This window comes from Aeromonas sp. HMWF016, assembly GCF_963878195.1.
Classification (GTDB): Bacteria; Pseudomonadota; Gammaproteobacteria; order Enterobacterales; family Aeromonadaceae; genus Aeromonas; species Aeromonas lacus.
In genome coordinates, this window is the sequence record NZ_CAWNWX010000024.1 from 1 (window position 1) to 16,958 (window position 16,958).

A 16,958-nucleotide genomic window follows, 5' to 3' on the forward strand; every position below is an offset into this window, starting at 1 on the left:
CGACGCAGCTTTTGCTGCTGCGGGAGTGGCATTCTACTCAACCGCTTTCTCGAGTCAAGCCTTATTTGCAAAGGCTTTTCGAGGTTATCGACCGGGTTGTTTGCGTTGCCGCTTGCCGTGTCGATGGAGGCGCATTATAGGGAGTGAATTCGTTCTGGCAAGGGGAGATTACGTATTTTTTTGAGAAACGCAAACAAACGTTCAGATAACGAACATGGCGCGCATTTTTTGAACCAAATCACATCTCCGAGAGACCTTTAACTGGCACATATCCAATATATTAGCTGATGCATGCGATGTCCGATGGTTGTCGAGCCAGCCAAAGTTCTTCCATTTCCAGCAGGGTTTGATAGATCTTTTCTGCCTGTTCCGGTCGGCTGAAGAGATATCCTTGGCCATAGAGGTGGATATCGGTCAGGGAGCGCAAGACATCCAGCTGAGCTTGTGTCTCTATCCCTTCGCACACCAAAATCTTGCCAAGCATGGAACCCATCCGGCAGATGTTGGCGACCAGCTCCGATGCTTCCAGAGAAGTATCTATCCCCTGGATAAAAGAGCGGTCGATCTTCACTTTGCTCACAGGCAGCTTCTGAAGATAACTAAGCGATGAGTAGCCAGTGCCAAAATCATCCAATGCCAACAACACTCCCTGTTGATTCAGATCCTGCATCAATTGCAGCGAATTCTTCACCTCCCTCATTGTGGTGTCTTCCGTGACTTCCAGAACCAGGCTTCGTGCTGGCAGATGATGTTCCATCAATGCCTTGGCGACCAGTTTCAACAAATTGCGCTGATACATGCCAGGAGAAATGTTCACGCACATTTGCAAGTCGACAAGGCCAAGCTGATGCCACTGATAGAGCTGCTCACAAGCAGTATTCAGCACCCAGCTGCCCACTCGCTCGGCAAGCTGAAACTCTTCAGCCACCATAATGACTTCATTGGGCGGGATAAACCCAAGCTCGGGATGGCGCCAACGTAGCAATGCTTCCACCGCTTCACAGCGACCAGTCTCAAGATTGACGATGGGTTGGTAATAGAGCTCCAGCGCATTATGTTCCAACGCCATGACCATATCGGAAGCAAGGTGCTTACGACGAGCAGTCTCATTGAGCAGCGAGTTATCATAGATAACGTAGGGGACATGCGTTTTGCGGCTATGGAACAGCGCCTGCTCTACCCGACTCAACAGCTCTTGGGTTTTATCACTATCAACGGGATAAAAGGCTATGCCGATACCGACTTCAAGACGGAAAGGGTAATTATCAAACACCATGTCCTGCTTGAGTGAATGCAATAGACGCGCGACGAGCTCCCTGATTTGCCGCAGGTCACTGCTACCACGCTGGATAATCACGAATTGATCGCCCCCAAGACGCCCACAAGATTCTCCCTCTTCGCACAGGGCCTTGACTCGCTTTGCCAATTCGTTGAGCAGATAATCCCCAGTGTCGTAGCCAAACTTGCTGTTGATATCCCTGAAGTCATTGATATCGATCAGCACCAGACCAAATGGCATCTCTTGTGTCGCATAGGATTCCATCATCTCGAGCAAGGCAACCCGATTGGGCAATCCGGTCAGGGGATCTCGCCGCACAGCTCTGAAATGACGCCGCCCTTCATATATAAGCAGCGCACTGAGCAAGAGTACCGAGATAACCAGACCAGATACCATCATCAGCAAGGCATTCCGCAACTGGGCAAAATGGCGATCGTTCTCTGAATAGATGTTGATGTTCTTCTGCATGACGGATGCAAGAGAATAAGAGAGCGGTTCTTGCAGAGGCGCAAGACGCATCATGATTTGCTGGTAATCGGGTGAGCCCACTTGCAGTCTGGTGATATCAGGTTCGATATTGCGAATATTGCTTTCGATCAACTGCACCAGACGCAGAGTCTTCTGCTTGTCCTCCATGCTCTTGCGCAATTGGCCACTAAGCAGGATTGGGGTTCGACTCCAGAGAATGTCATAACGCAGCATCAGGGCATCGTGATCGATGCCGCCATAGTGGTAAACCTCGACACTATTAAGAAAGCGTCCCAGCTCCAGCTGTAACTGCATCAATGCCCAGGAGACATCGTAGGTGTACTTCTCCATGACCCGGGTTGCATTCTGAACCTGAACCAGAGAATAGAGAGTACTTCCCGTAAACAACAGGATGAAAAAATAAAGAGTGGCAACAAGCGGCCAGGCTTTGGTCTTTTCCTTCACCCCATACTCCTGAGCAATAAACGATTAATGCTGGATATCAACTGAGCTGAGCTGCCAGATCATCATGTCGGTATATTCGGAGCGTTTCAATTCCGGATGTTGATCAAGCGGCAGCATAAACCAGAGCGGCCCCTTGTCGCGCACCTTCATGACGACACCATCATCCTCCCAGGCAAGGATGGGCTCATAGAGTTTGACCTTGTCCCAGTTGATTCGGATCTGGTAGCTATTGAGTGCAGTCAGGGTAATGGAACTGCCATCATCAGCCCCCACAGCCGCCAGTACATCAGCCAGTTTGGGCCCACGATACTTGTGGGGCTTATCGACCCAGGGATTTCCGGTCACGACCTCGTGTTGTGGCAGTGCCTGCAACATGGCAAGGTCAAATTGCGCAACGCCATCAACGGTCTCTGCAGCTTTAACATTGCCTGTCACCTTGAGAATTACGGGCCCTGCAGGCGTCCCCAATGCCAGTACGGAAAAGCTTGCCAAGGAAAAAAGTAAAGAAATCAAACCCAGTTTTTTCATACTCACCTCCAAATAACATCCTTATCAACAACTCTCAGTTTAGCCGGATAAAAAAAAACGGCCCGCCAAAGCGAGCCGTTTCTCAAACAGAGCCGGGATGATGATTACATCATGCCCATGCCGCCCATGCCACCCATATCAGGCATGGCCGGAGCATCTTTCTTCGGCAGCTCGGTGACCATGCACTCGGTGGTGATCATCAGACCAGCGATGGAAGAAGCGAACTGCAGTGCAGAGCGGGTTACCTTGGTCGGATCCAGAATACCCATGGTCAGCATGTCGCCATACTGCTCGGTGTAAGCGTTGTAACCGAAGTTGCCTTCACCGTTCTTCACCGCGTTGGCGATGACGGAGGCTTCTTCACCGGCGTTGATGACGATTTGACGCAGCGGGGCTTCCATGGCGCGCAGGGCAACCTTGATACCGACGTTCTGGTCTTCGTTGTCGCCACGCAGGCCAGCCAGTTTGGCAGCAACGCGCACCAGCGCAACACCACCACCGGCAACCACGCCTTCTTCAACGGCAGCACGGGTAGCATGCAGAGCATCTTCTACGCGAGCTTTCTTCTCTTTCATCTCAACTTCGGTAGCAGCACCCACCTTGATCACGGCAACACCGCCAGCCAGCTTGGCTACGCGCTCTTGCAGCTTCTCACGGTCGTAGTCGGAGGAGGTCTCTTCGATCTGCTGACGGATCTGGGCAACACGGCCTTCGATCACGCCTGCATCACCCACGCCATCGATGATGGTGGTGTTCTCTTTGGTGATGACGATGCGCTTGGCACGACCCAGATCTTCCAGAGTCGCTTTTTCCAGCTCCATGCCAACTTCTTCGGAGATGACGGTACCTCCAGTCAGTACGGCGATATCCTGCAGCATGGCCTTGCGACGGTCACCGAAGCCAGGCGCCTTGACGGCAGCCACTTTCACGATGCCGCGCATGGTGTTGACCACCAGAGTAGCCAGGGCTTCGCCCTCTACGTCTTCGGCAACGATCAGCAGCGGTTTGCCAGCTTTGGCAACACCTTCCAGCACCGGCAGCATTTCGCGGATGTTGGAGACTTTCTTGTCAACCAGCAGGATGAACGGATCGTCCAGTTCGACAGAACCGGTTTCCTGTTTGTTGATGAAGTACGGAGAGAGGTAGCCGCGGTCGAACTGCATACCTTCAACAACAGCCAGCTCATCTTCCAGACCCTGACCATCTTCAACGGTGATGACGCCATCGCGACCCACTTTGTCCATGGCTTCGGCAATCAGCTTGCCCACTTTCTCGTCGGAGTTGGCGGAAATGGTGCCAACCTGAGCGATGGCATTGCTGTCAGCACACGGCTGGGACAGCGCCTGCAGCTCGGCAACGGCAGCCACAACTGCTTTGTCGATACCACGCTTCAGATCCATCGGGTTCATACCGGCGGCAACGGCTTTCAGACCTTCGTTGACGATAGCCTGAGCCAGAACGGTTGCAGTGGTAGTACCGTCACCCGCAGCGTCGTTCGCCTTGGAAGCAACTTCCTTGACCATCTGGGCGCCCATGTTCTGGAACTTGTCTTCCAGCTCGATCTCGCGCGCAACGGAAACACCATCTTTGGTGATGGTCGGGGCACCGAAGGACTTGTCCAGTACCACGTTGCGGCCTTTCGGGCCCAGAGTAACCTTGACGGCATCAGCTAGGATGTTCACACCTTCCAGCATCTTGATGCGGGCTTCGTTACCAAACTTAACGTCTTTAGCAGCCATTTTTGTTCAATCCTTTCAATCAATTCGGGGAAAAGTGGGGATGGATTACTCTTCGACAATCGCCAGAATGTCGGTCTCGGACAGGATCAGAACATCCTGACCATCCAGCTTCTCGGTTTTCACGCCGTAGCCTTCGTTGAAGATAACCTTGTCGCCAACCTTGACGGCCAGCGCTTTGACATCGCCATTATCCAGGATTCGACCAGTCCCCACGGCAAGCACTTCACCACGGGTGGACTTTTGAGCCGCAGTACCAGTCAGTACGATACCACCAGCGGATTTGGCTTCAGCTTCGATGCGCTTGATGATGACGCGGTCGTGCAGTGGACGAATTTTCATCGATAACTCTCCCAAAATGAGTCTCATTGTTGCTTTGAGGAATGGCCGTTCCAGGCCAAATCGGATATGTCCCTGATGTGGGGTGAGGTTGCTAACCCTTCAAGGGCAAATACAAAAAAAATTTTTTCACGTACTATAAAAACCTTCGATTGTTCGCCCCTGTTCTCTTCGCGAACTTCGCTGGCAGCGCCAGCCCAGTTATCAGCCCAGCTCTTCGAGCAAGATGTAGAGACGATCCCTTGACCCGCATCAATCCCATGCTGACAGCACCTATCCCTGTCGTACTGCGCCAGATGACGGGCCCCATGATCCTCGGCATCGTCGCCATTCTGGCCTTCAACCTGGTCGATACCTTTTTTATCGGCATGCTGGGCACCGAAGCGCTGGCGGCCATCAGCTTTACCTTTCCGGTCACCTTCGTGGTCACCTCGCTCGCCATGGGGCTGGGAGCCGGCCTCTCGGCGGTGATCGGTCATGCATTGGGACAGGGCAAACATGAGGAGGCGGCCCACCTCGCCACCGATAGCCTGTTTCTGGCGGTGATCCTGGTCGCCTTGCTCTCGGCAGGGGGCGCCCTCACCATCAAACCGCTATTTACCCTGCTGGGCGCCAGTGCCGAACTTATCTCCCTTATCCACGACTACATGCTGATCTGGTATCTCACTGTGCCCATGCTGGTGCTGCCCATGGTGGGCAACTCCGCCATCCGCGCGACCGGTGATACCAAGACGCCCAGCCTCGTCATGACGGTGGCCGGTCTGGTCAACGGCATGCTGGACCCGCTGCTTATCTTCGGCATCGGCCCCTTCCCCGAGTGGGGGATCCGGGGTGCCGCCATCGCCACCTCCATCTCATGGCTGATGGCCATGCTGGTCAGCCTCTACATCCTGCGTCATCGGGAAGGGTTGCTGCTTTGGCGCCTCTCGCCGCGCACCCGGCTGCTCTACCATTGGCGGGCACTGCTTCATGTCGCCATCCCCGCCTCTTTTACCAACATGCTCAACCCGCTGGCCAACGCAGTGCTGATGACGATTTTCGCCGGTCTGGGTACAGAAGTGGTGGCGGCTTACGGCGCCGCATCGCGGGTTGAGGCACTGCTGCTGATCGTGATGATGGCGCTCGCCTCCGTGCTGGCCCCCTTCATTTCGCAAAACTGCGGCGCCGGCAATCCGGCCCGGGCCAAAGCCGCGCTTCAGAGCAGCATGCGCTTTGCCCTGTTGTTCCAGCTCGCCATCTATGGCCTCACCTGGCTGCTGGCACCACTCATCGCCAACCTGTTCAGCGACCATCCACAGGTGATCCGCCTCATCATCCTCTATCTGCATCTGGTACCGATCGGATATGGCTTTCAGGGGATGGTGATGCTGCTGGCCTCGGCGCTCAATGGCGTGCGGGCATCGAGCATCTCGTTTTTGTTCAATGGCCTGCGGCTGTTTGGCTTTTTACTGCCGGGAGCCTGGCTAGGCGCCCAGTTGGGGGGAGAACAGGGGATATATCTGGGGATCTTGCTGGCCAATCTGGCGGCGGGCACCCTCGCATGGTGGTATGCCCGACACCGCTTCGAGGCGTTGTGCCATCAGGGCAAGCCCTGATATCACAACCCTCTGCCAATCACATTCACTCTTTGCGCTCAAACTCGCCTTCGATGGTGGTGCCACCCTGTTTCGGATGATCGCCGAGGGATTGCTCAAACGGCGATTGAGTGCGCTGGAAACCGCCCATCTGCATCCGGAACTGGTTGCTGCCGATCAGCTTGTCGGCCAGCTTGTTGCGCAGCCAGGGCTGCAGCAGCAAGATCCCGAAGAAGTCGGTGACAAAACCCGGGATGATCAGCAGCAAACCGGCCAGCGCCAGCATCATGCCGCCCATCACTTCGCGGCCCGGCATCTCGCCCTGCTGCATCTTCTGCTGGGCACTGAACAGGGTCTTGAGCCCTTCACTGCGCACCAGAGAAGAGCCCAGAATGGCGGTCAGGATGAGCAAGCCGACGGTCGGCAGCGCTCCAATCACAGAACCGACCTCGATCATCACGGTGAGCTCCAGTACCACCAGACCCACCAACAGCAGAAACAGCTTGCCCATATAAGCTCCACAACCAGTCAAATGTGAGAAAAAGTGGTCCCGCGAACCGGGAGCTGCACACGATGTTCAAACGCGCGAGTCACCACTTCCTACCCCCAATAAATGGGGGCCAACCCGCCCATTTCAAGCCACCCAAATGACTCCCTCATCAACCAGACGCTAAAAAATCAGCAAAAAATTACAAATTTTTATAAAAATCATGGTGATAAATCATGTACAACATATGTGTACATTCATCAAAGGAATTTGAAGATGTCACCAGATTAGTGATCCAGCTCTAATAACCGATACCTCAATTGGAGTAGTATGTTGATTAGTTATTAGGGAGGTCACACTCCCAATCGCCCCACTCGGTGTGTGGTGCTTCAGGATGAGCTGTGCGCAAGGAACTCGCGACCACTCGGTGAGGATTTTTCCATTTATCTGATTTCTGAGGCATTACAATGAGCGACATCAAGAACGTCCGCATTGAAGAAGACTTGCTGGGCACTAAAGAAGTTTCCAATGATCTCTACTACGGTGTGCACACCCAGCGCGCTGTCGAGAACTTCAAGATCAGCTCTCAGAAGATTTCTGACGTTCCGGAATTCGTACGTGGCATGGTACTGACCAAGAAGGCCGCTGCGCTGGCCAACGGCGAGCTCGGTACCATCCGTCCTGAAATTGCAGACAAGATCGTGGAAGCCTGCGACCTGATGCTGAACACCGGCAAGTGCTTCGACCAGTTCCCGGTCGACGTTTACCAGGGTGGTGCCGGCACCTCCGTCAACATGAACACCAACGAAGTGCTGGCCAACATCGCACTGGAGATCATGGGTCTGGAGAAAGGTCGTTACGACGTCATCAACCCGAACGATCACGTCAACAAGTGCCAGTCCACCAACGATGCCTACCCCACCGGTTTCCGCGTTGCTGTTGTGAACAGCACCGACGTGACCCTGCATGCCCTGGAAGCGCTGATCGCCGCTTTCGACGTCAAGGCTAACGAGTTCAAGAAGATCCTGAAGATGGGCCGTACCCAGCTGCAGGATGCCGTGCCGATGACCCTTGGTCAGGAGTTCCACGCGTTCGCCGTCACCCTGCGCGAAGAGATCAAATCCATCAAGCGTTGCCAGGAGCTGCTGCTGGAAGTGAACCTGGGTGCTACCGCCATCGGTACCGGCCTGAACACTCCGCCCGAGTACTCTGCACTGGCCATCAAGCGTCTGGCCGAGATCACCGGCCGTGCCTATGTACCGGCTGAAGACCTGATCGAAGCGACCTCTGACTGCGGCGCCTACGTCATGCTGCACGGCGCCATCAAGCGTCTGGCCATGAAGCTCTCCAAGATCTGTAACGACCTGCGTCTGCTCTCCTCCGGCCCGCGCACTGCACTGAAAGAGATCAACCTGCCGGAAATGCAGGCGGGTTCCTCCATCATGCCGGCCAAGGTCAACCCGGTTATCCCGGAAGTAGTCAACCAGTCCTGCTTCAAGGTATTTGGTAACGACATCACCATCACCTTCGCCGCCGAAGCCGGTCAGCTGCAGCTGAACGTCATGGAGCCGGTAATTGGTCAGGCGATGTTCGAATCCCTGAGTCTGATGGAAAAAGCCTGTATCTCCCTGCGCGAGAAGTGCGTGGAAGGTATCACCGCCAACCCGGAAATCTGCATGAACCACGTGCTGAACTCCATCGGTATCGTGACCTACCTGAACCCCTTCATCGGTCACCACGAAGGGGACATCGTTGGCAAGATCTGCGCCCAGACCGGCAAGAACGTACGCGAAGTCGTACTGGAGCGCGGCCTGCTGAGCGCCGAGCAGCTGGACGAGATCCTCTCCATCGAGAACCTGATGAACCCGCAATACAAGGCCAAGCGTTTCACTCGCGAAACCACCGTATAAGCGACGCATGGGCCGGGATCTTCCCGGCCTATTTAAAGTCAGTTCCCGATTGGTCTTTATCCCCGGCCCGATCGGGAATTGGCTTTTTGCCAAATAAAAACCAAAAAACTAAAAAATGGAGTTATCGCTATGATTGGAATCGAGTTACTTGTCGTGCTCGCCGCTATCTATCTGGGCGCCCGGATAGGCAGCATCGGCATCGGCTTTGCCGGTGGTCTGGGGGTTCTGGTCCTGACCTGGGGCCTCGGGGTGCAGATCCCGAGCGACCAGCTGGTCACCTACATCCCCTGGGATGTGATCATGATCATTGCGTCCGTCATTTGCGCCATCGCCTGTATGCAACTGGCTGGCGGGATGGACTATCTGGTCTCCCTGGCTGAAAAAGCGCTGCGCAAGAACCCCAAATACATCACCTTCGCCGCCCCGGTCGTCACCTATCTGATGACCATGCTGGCCGGTACCGGTCACACCGCCTTCTCCACCCTGCCGGTTATCGCCGAAGTGGCCAAAGAGCAGGGGATCCGCCCGTCCCGTCCGCTCTCCATCGCGGTTGTTGCCTCCCAGATCGCCATCACAGCATCCCCGATCTCTGCCGCTGTGGTTGCCTTCTCCGGCATGCTCGAGCCGTTCGGTGTTGACTACCTGACCCTGCTGGCCATCTGCATTCCCTCTACTTTCCTGGCCTGTATCCTGGGTGCCTTCATCGCCAACATGATGGGCAAGCCGCTGGAGCAGGACGAAGTCTATCTGGAGCGTAAAGCCAAGGGCCAGATCAAGCTGCGCGGCACCAGCCAGCTGGAAATCAAGCCGTACGCCAAGCTGTCCGTCTGGATCTTCATCGCCGCCATCGTGGCCGTCATGGCCTATGCCACCGCGATCTCCGGTAAAGTTGGCCTCATCACCAACCCGCCGATCCCCCGCGATGGCGCCATCATGGGCATCATGCTGGCCGCTGCCACCATCATGACTCTGGTGTGCAAACTGGACGCCACTCAAGTGACCAACATGCCGACCTTCAAGTCCGGTATGTCAGCCTGTATCTGCGTACTGGGTGTGGCCTGGCTGGGTAACGTCTTCGTGAAAGGCAACATGGACACCATCCAGCTGATCGCTGGCGATCTGCTGAACCAGTACTCCTGGCTGCTGGCCGTGGTGCTCTTCTTCGCCGCCATGCTGCTCTACTCACAGGGTGCAACCACCAAGGCCCTGATGCCTGCCGCTCTGGCGCTGGGTGTCAGCCCGCTGACCGCCATCGCCTCTTTCGCAGCCGTGAGCGCCCTGTTCGTACTGCCGACCTACCCGACCCTGCTGGCCGCGGTAGAGATGGACGACACCGGCTCAACCCGCATCGGCAAAGCCGTGTTCAACCACCCCTTCTTTATCCCCGGCACCGCGACCATCGCGATTGCCGTGGCGCTGGGCTTCTTCTTCGGCGGCATCATGCTGTAATCGCATCGCCTGTCGATAGCCAATCAAAAATCCCCGCCAGCTGGCGGGGATTTTTTTGCGCCTCGCTCTGACGCTGGCAGCTGATAGCGAAACCGTGGCGCTGGATTCCGTATCAACCCCAATCAAACACACCAGATGGCCGTGCATGGCTCAGCCCCTCATATGCACATCACTTTCCTCACATCTTTATCAAACGCGTTCTGGCGGCACTCTGTGAGCGCAAGCATCTATCAGGATCGGACGATGACTAGCTAACGGTGATAAAGGTCAAAAACAGAGCCACAGGCAGGAGCTGGCAAAGGCATAAGGAAAAATGAGGTCAATTAGCCAAAATACATAAATTCAATTTATAGCGTGGCATGGATGCCAAGAGCGGGCTTGAGGGGATAGCGACAGATGCCGCGGAGGGCGCTTCCGATCCACAAGGAGCAATCAAGCAACAAGGAGTGGCGTAACAACAAAAATGCCCCGGACAGTCTCCCGTCTTCACAGAGAGCATGCCCGGGGCATTTCACATCACTCGCCCGACAAGGGCAGGATCCTTTGGATCAGACCGGATCCAGGGTATCCAGCGGCCAGCGCGGCACGGCCTTGACCGCCAGCGGCTCGAACACGCCCGCCTTCAGACGCTGCATGCCGGCATAGGCGATCATGGCGCCGTTATCGGTGCAATATTCGGTGCGCGGATAGAATACCTCTCCCTTGAGGCTCTCCATCAGCTCGGCCAACTGGGCACGCAGGTGGCGGTTGGCACTGACGCCACCGGCTACCACCAGACGCTTGAGGCCGGTCTCTTTCAAGGCACGACGGCACTTGATGGCCAGGGTATCGACTACCGCATCTTCAAACGCACGGGCGATATCGGCACGGGTCTGCTCATCATCACCGTTGGCGGCGATGGTGTTGGCAGCAAAGGTCTTGAGGCCGGAGAAGCTCATATCGAGCCCCGGACGGTCAGTCATCGGACGGGGGAAGTGGAAACGTCCGGTGGTGCCCTTCTCGGCCAGACGGGAGAGCAGCGGGCCGCCCGGATAGTCCAGCCCCATCAGCTTGGCGGTCTTGTCGAACGCTTCGCCAGCGGCATCGTCGATGGATTCGCCCAGCAGCTGATAGCTGCCGATGCCATCAACCCGTACCAGCATGGAGTGGCCGCCGGAGACCAGCAGCGCCACGAAGGGGAACTCGGGGGCCTTCTCTTCCAGCATGGGCGCCAGCAGGTGACCTTCCATGTGGTGGACGGCGATGGCCGGCTTGTTCCACGCCATCGCCAGCGAACGGCCAATGGTGGCCCCCACCAGAATGGCGCCAACCAGACCCGGACCCGCGGTATAGGCGATGCCATCGATGTCATCCTTGCCCAGTCCCGCCTCCTGCAATGCGGCCTGGATCAACGGGATCGTCTTGCGAACGTGATCCCGGCTGGCGAGCTCGGGGACAACGCCACCGTAGTCCGCATGCAGCTTGACTTGGCTATATAACTGGTGGGAAAGGATCCCTTTTTGATCGTCGAAGATCGCGATCCCGGTTTCGTCACAGGATGTCTCTATGCCCAATACACGCATTGCTAAAAATTTTCACTGCTAAAATGAGACGGCTATGGTAACCTTCGCGGGTTTTTTAAACCAGAGCGATCTCTGCGGGTTTACTTTCATTCCCTATCCAGAGTATAATTTCGCACCATTTTAAGTCATGCTGATCGATTGAAGGTCAGCTAACAATTTTATCACTGAGGTGAAAGGCACATGCCAGTAATCAAAGTCCGTGAAAATGAGCCGTTTGACGTTGCTCTGCGTCGCTTCAAGCGTTCTTGCGAAAAAGCCGGTATCCTGTCCGAAGTTCGTAGCCGTGAGTTCTACGAGAAGCCGACTACCATTCGTAAGCGCGCCAAAGCGTCTGCCGTTAAGCGTCACGCCAAGAAGCTGTCTCGCGAAAACGCACGTCGTATCCGCCTGTACTAATCAAGGGATCATGCCGTGTCTCTGAAGGATCAACTCAAGGATCAGCAAAAGCTCGCCATGCTTGCCAAAGACAAGCCGCGGTTGGGCGCTATCCGGTTGTTGATGGCAGAAATCAAGCAGCGTGAAGTCGATACCCGTGTCGAGCTCAATGATGAGGATATCCTCGCTGTCGTGACCAAGATGGTCAAACAGCGCCGCGATTCCATCAGCCAATTTGAAGCTGCCGGTCGCCAGGATCTCGCCGACAAAGAGTCCGCCGAGATCGTTGTGCTGCAGGAGTTCCTGCCACAACAACTGACCGCAGACGAAATTGCCGCCCTGATCGAGCAAGCCATCGCCGAGAGCGGTGCTGCTGACATGGGTAAAGTCATGGCTGTCTTGAAGCCAAAAATTCAGGGTCGTGCCGATGTCGGCGCCGTCAGTGCTCAGGTGAAAACCCGCTTGGCGTAACAGGCAAACTCTTGTTTGGTCGAAGAAGCCGTGCTTCCTTGTGAATGCGCGGCTTTTTTATTTTCTATCGCAGTGAAACAGGACGGTTATGGCAGGCAGGATCCCCCAATCCTTTATCGACGATCTGCTCGCACGCACAGACATAGTCGAGCTGATCGACTCGCGAGTGCGGCTGAAAAAAGCCGGTAAGAACTACCAGGCTTGCTGCCCTTTTCATAACGAAAAAAGCCCCTCTTTTACCGTCAGCCAGGAGAAGCAGTTCTATCACTGTTTCGGCTGTGGCGCCCACGGCAACGCCATCGGCTTTGTCATGGAGTATGACGGCCTCGAATTCCCCGACGCCATCGAAGAGCTCGCCAGCCAGCAGGGCATGCAGGTGCCCCGTGAGCAGAGCAGCGGCGGATCTGGCCATAGCCAGCCGGCAGTCAGCAAGGATCTGTTCGAGCTGATGAACCAGATCGCCCGCTTCTACGAGAGCAATCTCAAGAGTGCCCCCCATGCGGTGGAGTACCTCAAGGGACGTGGCCTGACCGGTGAAGTGGTCAAACGCTTCAACATCGGTTATGCCCCAAGCGATTGGGATCAGGTACGTCGCCGCTTTGGTGCGAGCCGGGATCACGAACAGCTGCTTATCTCGGGTGGCATGTTGATCACTCGTGAAAATGGCGGGGGCAGCTACGATCGTTTCCGCGATCGCATCATGTTCCCGATCCGCGACAAGCGTGGCCGGGTCATCGGTTTCGGTGGCCGGGTGTTGGGCGATGGCACCCCCAAATACCTCAACTCACCGGAAACCCCGATTTTCCATAAGGGGCGGGAGCTGTTCGGCCTCTATGAGGTCAAGCAGGCACACAAGGATCCACGCCGGATCCTGGTGGTTGAGGGCTACATGGACGTGGTGGCACTCGGTCAGTACGACATCGACTATGCGGTGGCGGCACTGGGTACCGCGACCACCAGTGATCACATCCATACCCTGTTTCGCACCACCGCCGAGGTGGTCTGCTGCTACGACGGCGACAACGCCGGTCGTGAAGCCGCGTGGCGGGCACTGGATAATGCCCTCTCCCATCTGCAGGATGGCCGCGAACTCAAATTCGTGTTCCTGCCCGATGGTGAGGATCCCGACTCGCTGGTACGCCAGATCGGCAAGGAGGGCTTTGAAGCCCTGCTCGATGAAGCTCAACCCTTCGCCGACTTCATGTTCGAGCGTCTTGGTCGCGATGCGGCACTCTCCGGTGAAGCAGGCAAGTTTGAGGTGGCCAACAAGGCCGCAGAACTTATCCGCCGCGTGCCGGAAGGGTTCACCCGCGAGGGGCTGATCACCCGCCTCTCCAGCATGATGCGCTGGGGTGAGAACAAGCAGCGAATTGCCGAGCTCTTTGCCCGCAACAGCCAGCCCAAGGCCGAGGTCAACAAGCCCAAGGCAGCCAAACTGACCCCGCTGCGCCGGGCATTGGCCCTGATGGTGCAGTACCCGGCCGTGACGGCAGAGCTACCTGCAATGCCGGAGCTGGCGGGTTTGCGCTTGCAAGGGATTACCTTCCTGCTGCAGTTGCATCAGCAGATCCTGGCTCAGCCCGGTATCACTACCGGCATCCTGCTGGAGCACTGGCGCGGTACCAAAGAGGGGGAAATTCTCGCCCAGCTGGCGATGCACGACCTGTTCGAGGAGATCAAACTCGATCAGGAGCCGGATATTCTGGGAGAGTTGCAGGATACCTTCGTCGGTTTCATCAACCTGTTTCTAAAACAACGGATCGAAGAATTGCAGGCCAAAGTGGCTCAGGAAGGACTAAGCTCCGAAGAAACCCAAGAGTTGATGATGCTGATCAGAGAGGTGCAAATTGAGAAAAGAAATGAGAGTGGGGCTTGATATTTGAGTGATTAGTCCCAATATGGATAGCGTTGCCCGAATCGACGGGATGAAAAGCAAAAACTTTATAACCGCCTGGCCCCGACAATACTGCGGGCAGGGGTTTCTCATGACCGACGCCGCAACCAGACATAGCATGTCTGGCGGTTTTCTATTAGAATTGGCTATTTGCGCAGCAGCGCACTGTACGCGCAACCTAGCAGCACCAACCGGATGAGTTCTATGGAGCAAACCCCGCAGTCTCAGCTTAAACTCCTCGTTGCCAAAGGTAAAGAACAGGGCTACCTGACCTATGCCGAGGTGAACGATCACCTCCCGCAAGATATTGTCGATTCAGACCAGATCGAAGACATCATTCAGATGATCAACGATATGGGCATTCAAGTAGTTGAAAACGCTCCGGATGCCGATGACTTGATCATGGCTGAAGGGGGCACCGCCGATGAGGACGCTGCCGAAGCAGCGGCCCAGGCTCTGGCATCTGTTGAATCCGAGATTGGTCGCACGACCGATCCCGTCCGCATGTACATGCGGGAAATGGGTACTGTCGAACTGCTGACCCGCGAAGGCGAAATCGACATCGCCAAGCGGATCGAAGACGGTATCAACCAGGTACAAAGCTCCGTAGCGGAGTACCCGGAAGCCATCACTTACCTGCTCGAACAGTACGACAAGTACGAAGCCGAGCAGCTGCGTCTCTCCGACATCATCTCCGGTTTTATCGATCCGAACGATACCGAAGATATGGCGCCGACCGCCACCCACATCGGTTCCGAACTCGGTGAAGACGATCTGGCCGATGAAGATGAAGAAGACGAAGAAGACGAAGACGAAGACGGCGACAACTCTGACGATGACGGGGACGGTGGTCCGGATCCGGAAGTCGCTCGCGAGAAGTTCGCCGAACTGCGTGCCCAGTATGAAGTGACCCGCCTCTCCATTCAGAAGAATGGTCGCGCGCACGATGATACCCAGGCTGCCATCGCCCAGCTAGCCGATGTGTTCCGTCAATTCCGCCTGATGCCCAAGCAGTTTGATCGCCTGGTCAACAACATGCGCGAGATGATGGAGCGGGTTCGCGTGCAGGAGCGCATCATCATGAAACTCTGCGTTGAGCAGGCCAAGATGCCGAAGAAAACCTTCGTCGCGGCCTTCACCAACAACGAGTGTGAAACTGCTTGGTTTGAATACCAGAAGCAGGCTGGCAAAGCCTGGTCTCCCCGTCTGGTTGAAATGGACGAGGATATTCAGCGCGCCATCGGCAAGCTGCAGCAGATTGAAGAAGAGACCGGTCTGTCGATTGCCCAGATCAAGGATATCAACCGTCGCATGAGCATCGGTGAGGCCAAGGCCCGCCGTGCGAAGAAAGAGATGGTTGAGGCCAACTTGCGTCTGGTTATCTCTATCGCCAAGAAATACACCAACCGTGGTCTGCAGTTCCTAGATCTGATCCAGGAGGGTAACATCGGTCTGATGAAGGCGGTAGACAAGTTTGAATACCGTCGTGGCTACAAGTTCTCGACCTATGCTACTTGGTGGATCCGTCAGGCCATTACCCGCTCCATCGCGGATCAGGCCCGTACCATCCGTATCCCGGTACACATGATCGAGACCATCAACAAGCTCAACCGTATCTCCCGTCAGATGCTGCAGGAGATGGGTCGTGAACCGAACCCGGAAGAGCTGGCCATGCGCATGGGCATGCCGGAAGACAAGATCCGCAAGGTACTGAAAATCGCCAAAGAGCCTATCTCCATGGAGACGCCCATCGGTGATGATGAAGATTCCCACTTGGGCGACTTCATCGAAGATACCACCCTGGCTCTGCCAGCGGATGCGGCGACCAGCGAAAGCCTACGCAACGCCACCCGCGAAGTGCTGGCCGGTCTGACTGCTCGCGAAGCCAAGGTGCTGCGGATGCGTTTCGGTATCGACATGAACACTGACCACACCCTTGAGGAAGTGGGCAAGCAGTTCGACGTTACCCGTGAGCGTATTCGTCAGATCGAAGCCAAGGCACTGCGCAAACTGCGCCACCCGAGCCGCTCGGAAGTGCTGCGCAGTTTCCTGGACGAATAATCCGGATCGTGCCAACCTGTTTGCCAAAGCCCCGCCATGCGGGGCTTTGTTTTGTCTGGCATTTCCCCTTGCGACCGGCTTTGCACCCTCTATCGACCTGAACAATTAGTCGCCAAGTGGTTGATATGCCTATAGACTGTCCTTTCCTCTTCCCCTATAATCCACGCCGCTAAACGCACAATTTGGCCCCTTAGCTCAGTTGGTCAGAGCAGTCGACTCATAATCGATTGGTCGTGGGTTCAAGTCCCCCAGGGGCCACCAAATTGAAAAAAGCCGCTCATCATGAGCGGCTTTTTTGCATCCGGATTTTGCACTTCTCATCCGGTCGATACAGAAGACCCGCCATTGGCGGGTCTGGAC

13 protein-coding genes and 1 tRNA gene are annotated in these 16,958 nt (G+C 55.8%); 8 read left to right on the forward strand and 6 right to left on the reverse strand.

Annotated features, from left to right (window positions below; genetic code table 11):
- Nucleotides 1-280: 280 nt before the first annotated feature.
- From AACS24_RS02795 to AACS24_RS02810, 4 genes are all read right to left on the reverse strand, one after another.
- Nucleotides 281-2,212, reverse strand: coding sequence for a putative bifunctional diguanylate cyclase/phosphodiesterase (locus AACS24_RS02795; protein ID WP_108572291.1), 1,932 nt, complete (start codon nt 2,210-2,212; stop codon nt 281-283).
- 24 nt (nt 2,213-2,236) lie between these two features.
- Nucleotides 2,237-2,740 carry a molybdopterin-binding oxidoreductase gene (locus AACS24_RS02800; RefSeq protein ID WP_108572345.1) on the reverse strand — a complete coding sequence of 168 codons (504 nt, stop codon included), beginning with the start codon at nt 2,738-2,740 and terminating at the stop codon, nt 2,237-2,239.
- A gap of 104 nt (nt 2,741-2,844) precedes the next feature.
- Nucleotides 2,845-4,479 (reverse strand): chaperonin GroEL, encoded by a 1,635-nt coding sequence (groL, locus tag AACS24_RS02805; protein WP_005341224.1) that lies wholly within the window; start codon nt 4,477-4,479, stop codon nt 2,845-2,847.
- Between the two features lie 45 nt (nt 4,480-4,524).
- Entirely contained in the window at nt 4,525-4,818 is a 294-nt protein-coding gene (locus AACS24_RS02810) for a co-chaperone GroES (RefSeq protein WP_005309514.1), read from the reverse strand.
- A 257-nt stretch (nt 4,819-5,075) separates the two neighbouring features.
- Between AACS24_RS02810 and AACS24_RS02815 the strand changes: the two genes are divergently transcribed.
- Nucleotides 5,076-6,410: an MATE family efflux transporter gene (locus AACS24_RS02815; protein WP_258223078.1), complete on the forward strand. Its 1,335-nt coding sequence runs from the start codon at nt 5,076-5,078 to the stop codon at nt 6,408-6,410.
- A 25-nt stretch (nt 6,411-6,435) separates the two neighbouring features.
- Here the strand turns inward: AACS24_RS02815 and AACS24_RS02820 are convergent, their stop codons facing one another.
- Nucleotides 6,436-6,900 carry an FxsA family protein gene (locus AACS24_RS02820; RefSeq protein WP_033113945.1) on the reverse strand — a complete coding sequence of 155 codons (465 nt, stop codon included), beginning with the start codon at nt 6,898-6,900 and terminating at the stop codon, nt 6,436-6,438.
- A 443-nt stretch (nt 6,901-7,343) separates the two neighbouring features.
- Here AACS24_RS02820 and aspA point away from each other — a divergent pair, with 443 nt between their 5' ends.
- Both aspA and AACS24_RS02830 read left to right on the forward strand, forming a co-directional pair.
- On the forward strand, nt 7,344-8,786 hold the full coding sequence (gene aspA / locus AACS24_RS02825) for an aspartate ammonia-lyase (RefSeq protein WP_108572293.1): 1,443 nt from the start codon (nt 7,344-7,346) through the stop codon (nt 8,784-8,786).
- A 129-nt stretch (nt 8,787-8,915) separates the two neighbouring features.
- Nucleotides 8,916-10,235, forward strand: a complete 1,320-nt coding sequence (locus AACS24_RS02830) for an anaerobic C4-dicarboxylate transporter (protein ID WP_041209157.1) — start codon at nt 8,916-8,918, stop codon at nt 10,233-10,235.
- Nucleotides 10,236-10,783: 548 nt separating this feature from the next.
- Here AACS24_RS02830 and tsaD read toward each other — a convergent pair.
- Nucleotides 10,784-11,797: a tRNA (adenosine(37)-N6)-threonylcarbamoyltransferase complex transferase subunit TsaD gene (tsaD, locus tag AACS24_RS02835; protein WP_108572294.1), complete on the reverse strand. Its 1,014-nt coding sequence runs from the start codon at nt 11,795-11,797 to the stop codon at nt 10,784-10,786.
- A gap of 180 nt (nt 11,798-11,977) precedes the next feature.
- Here tsaD and rpsU point away from each other — a divergent pair, with 180 nt between their 5' ends.
- The 5 genes from rpsU (at nt 11,978) to AACS24_RS02860 (ending at nt 16,859) form a co-directional block, all read left to right on the forward strand.
- Nucleotides 11,978-12,193: a 30S ribosomal protein S21 gene (rpsU, locus tag AACS24_RS02840; RefSeq protein WP_005309452.1), complete on the forward strand. Its 216-nt coding sequence runs from the start codon at nt 11,978-11,980 to the stop codon at nt 12,191-12,193.
- Between the two features lie 15 nt (nt 12,194-12,208).
- The gene (locus AACS24_RS02845; protein ID WP_108572295.1) at nt 12,209-12,643 is read left to right on the forward strand and encodes a GatB/YqeY domain-containing protein; all 435 of its coding nucleotides are present in this window, start codon (nt 12,209-12,211) and stop codon (nt 12,641-12,643) included.
- A gap of 88 nt (nt 12,644-12,731) precedes the next feature.
- Nucleotides 12,732-14,519, forward strand: a complete 1,788-nt coding sequence (dnaG, locus tag AACS24_RS02850; RefSeq protein ID WP_033113941.1) for a DNA primase — start codon at nt 12,732-12,734, stop codon at nt 14,517-14,519.
- A 183-nt stretch (nt 14,520-14,702) separates the two neighbouring features.
- Nucleotides 14,703-16,598: an RNA polymerase sigma factor RpoD gene (gene rpoD / locus AACS24_RS02855; RefSeq protein WP_308810150.1), complete on the forward strand. Its 1,896-nt coding sequence runs from the start codon at nt 14,703-14,705 to the stop codon at nt 16,596-16,598.
- 184 nt (nt 16,599-16,782) lie between these two features.
- Nucleotides 16,783-16,859, forward strand: a tRNA-Ile gene (locus AACS24_RS02860).
- Nucleotides 16,860-16,958 lie beyond the last annotated feature (99 nt).

What these genes read in the sequence shown, in the direction of transcription:
- AACS24_RS02800 (WP_108572345.1), bottom strand. Translation starts at nt 2,740, where the DNA reads ATGAAAAAACTGGGTTTGATTTCTTTACTTTTTTCCTTGGCAAGCTTT.
- groL (WP_005341224.1), bottom strand. Translation starts at nt 4,479, where the DNA reads ATGGCTGCTAAAGACGTTAAGTTTGGTAACGAAGCCCGCATCAAGATG.
- AACS24_RS02810 (WP_005309514.1), bottom strand. Translation starts at nt 4,818, where the DNA reads ATGAAAATTCGTCCACTGCACGACCGCGTCATCATCAAGCGCATCGAA.
- AACS24_RS02815 (WP_258223078.1), top strand. Translation starts at nt 5,076, where the DNA reads ATGCTGACAGCACCTATCCCTGTCGTACTGCGCCAGATGACGGGCCCC.
- AACS24_RS02820 (WP_033113945.1), bottom strand. Translation starts at nt 6,900, where the DNA reads ATGGGCAAGCTGTTTCTGCTGTTGGTGGGTCTGGTGGTACTGGAGCTC.
- aspA (WP_108572293.1), top strand. Translation starts at nt 7,344, where the DNA reads ATGAGCGACATCAAGAACGTCCGCATTGAAGAAGACTTGCTGGGCACT.
- AACS24_RS02830 (WP_041209157.1), top strand. Translation starts at nt 8,916, where the DNA reads ATGATTGGAATCGAGTTACTTGTCGTGCTCGCCGCTATCTATCTGGGC.
- tsaD (WP_108572294.1), bottom strand. Translation starts at nt 11,797, where the DNA reads ATGCGTGTATTGGGCATAGAGACATCCTGTGACGAAACCGGGATCGCG.
- rpsU (WP_005309452.1), top strand. Translation starts at nt 11,978, where the DNA reads ATGCCAGTAATCAAAGTCCGTGAAAATGAGCCGTTTGACGTTGCTCTG.
- dnaG (WP_033113941.1), top strand. Translation starts at nt 12,732, where the DNA reads ATGGCAGGCAGGATCCCCCAATCCTTTATCGACGATCTGCTCGCACGC.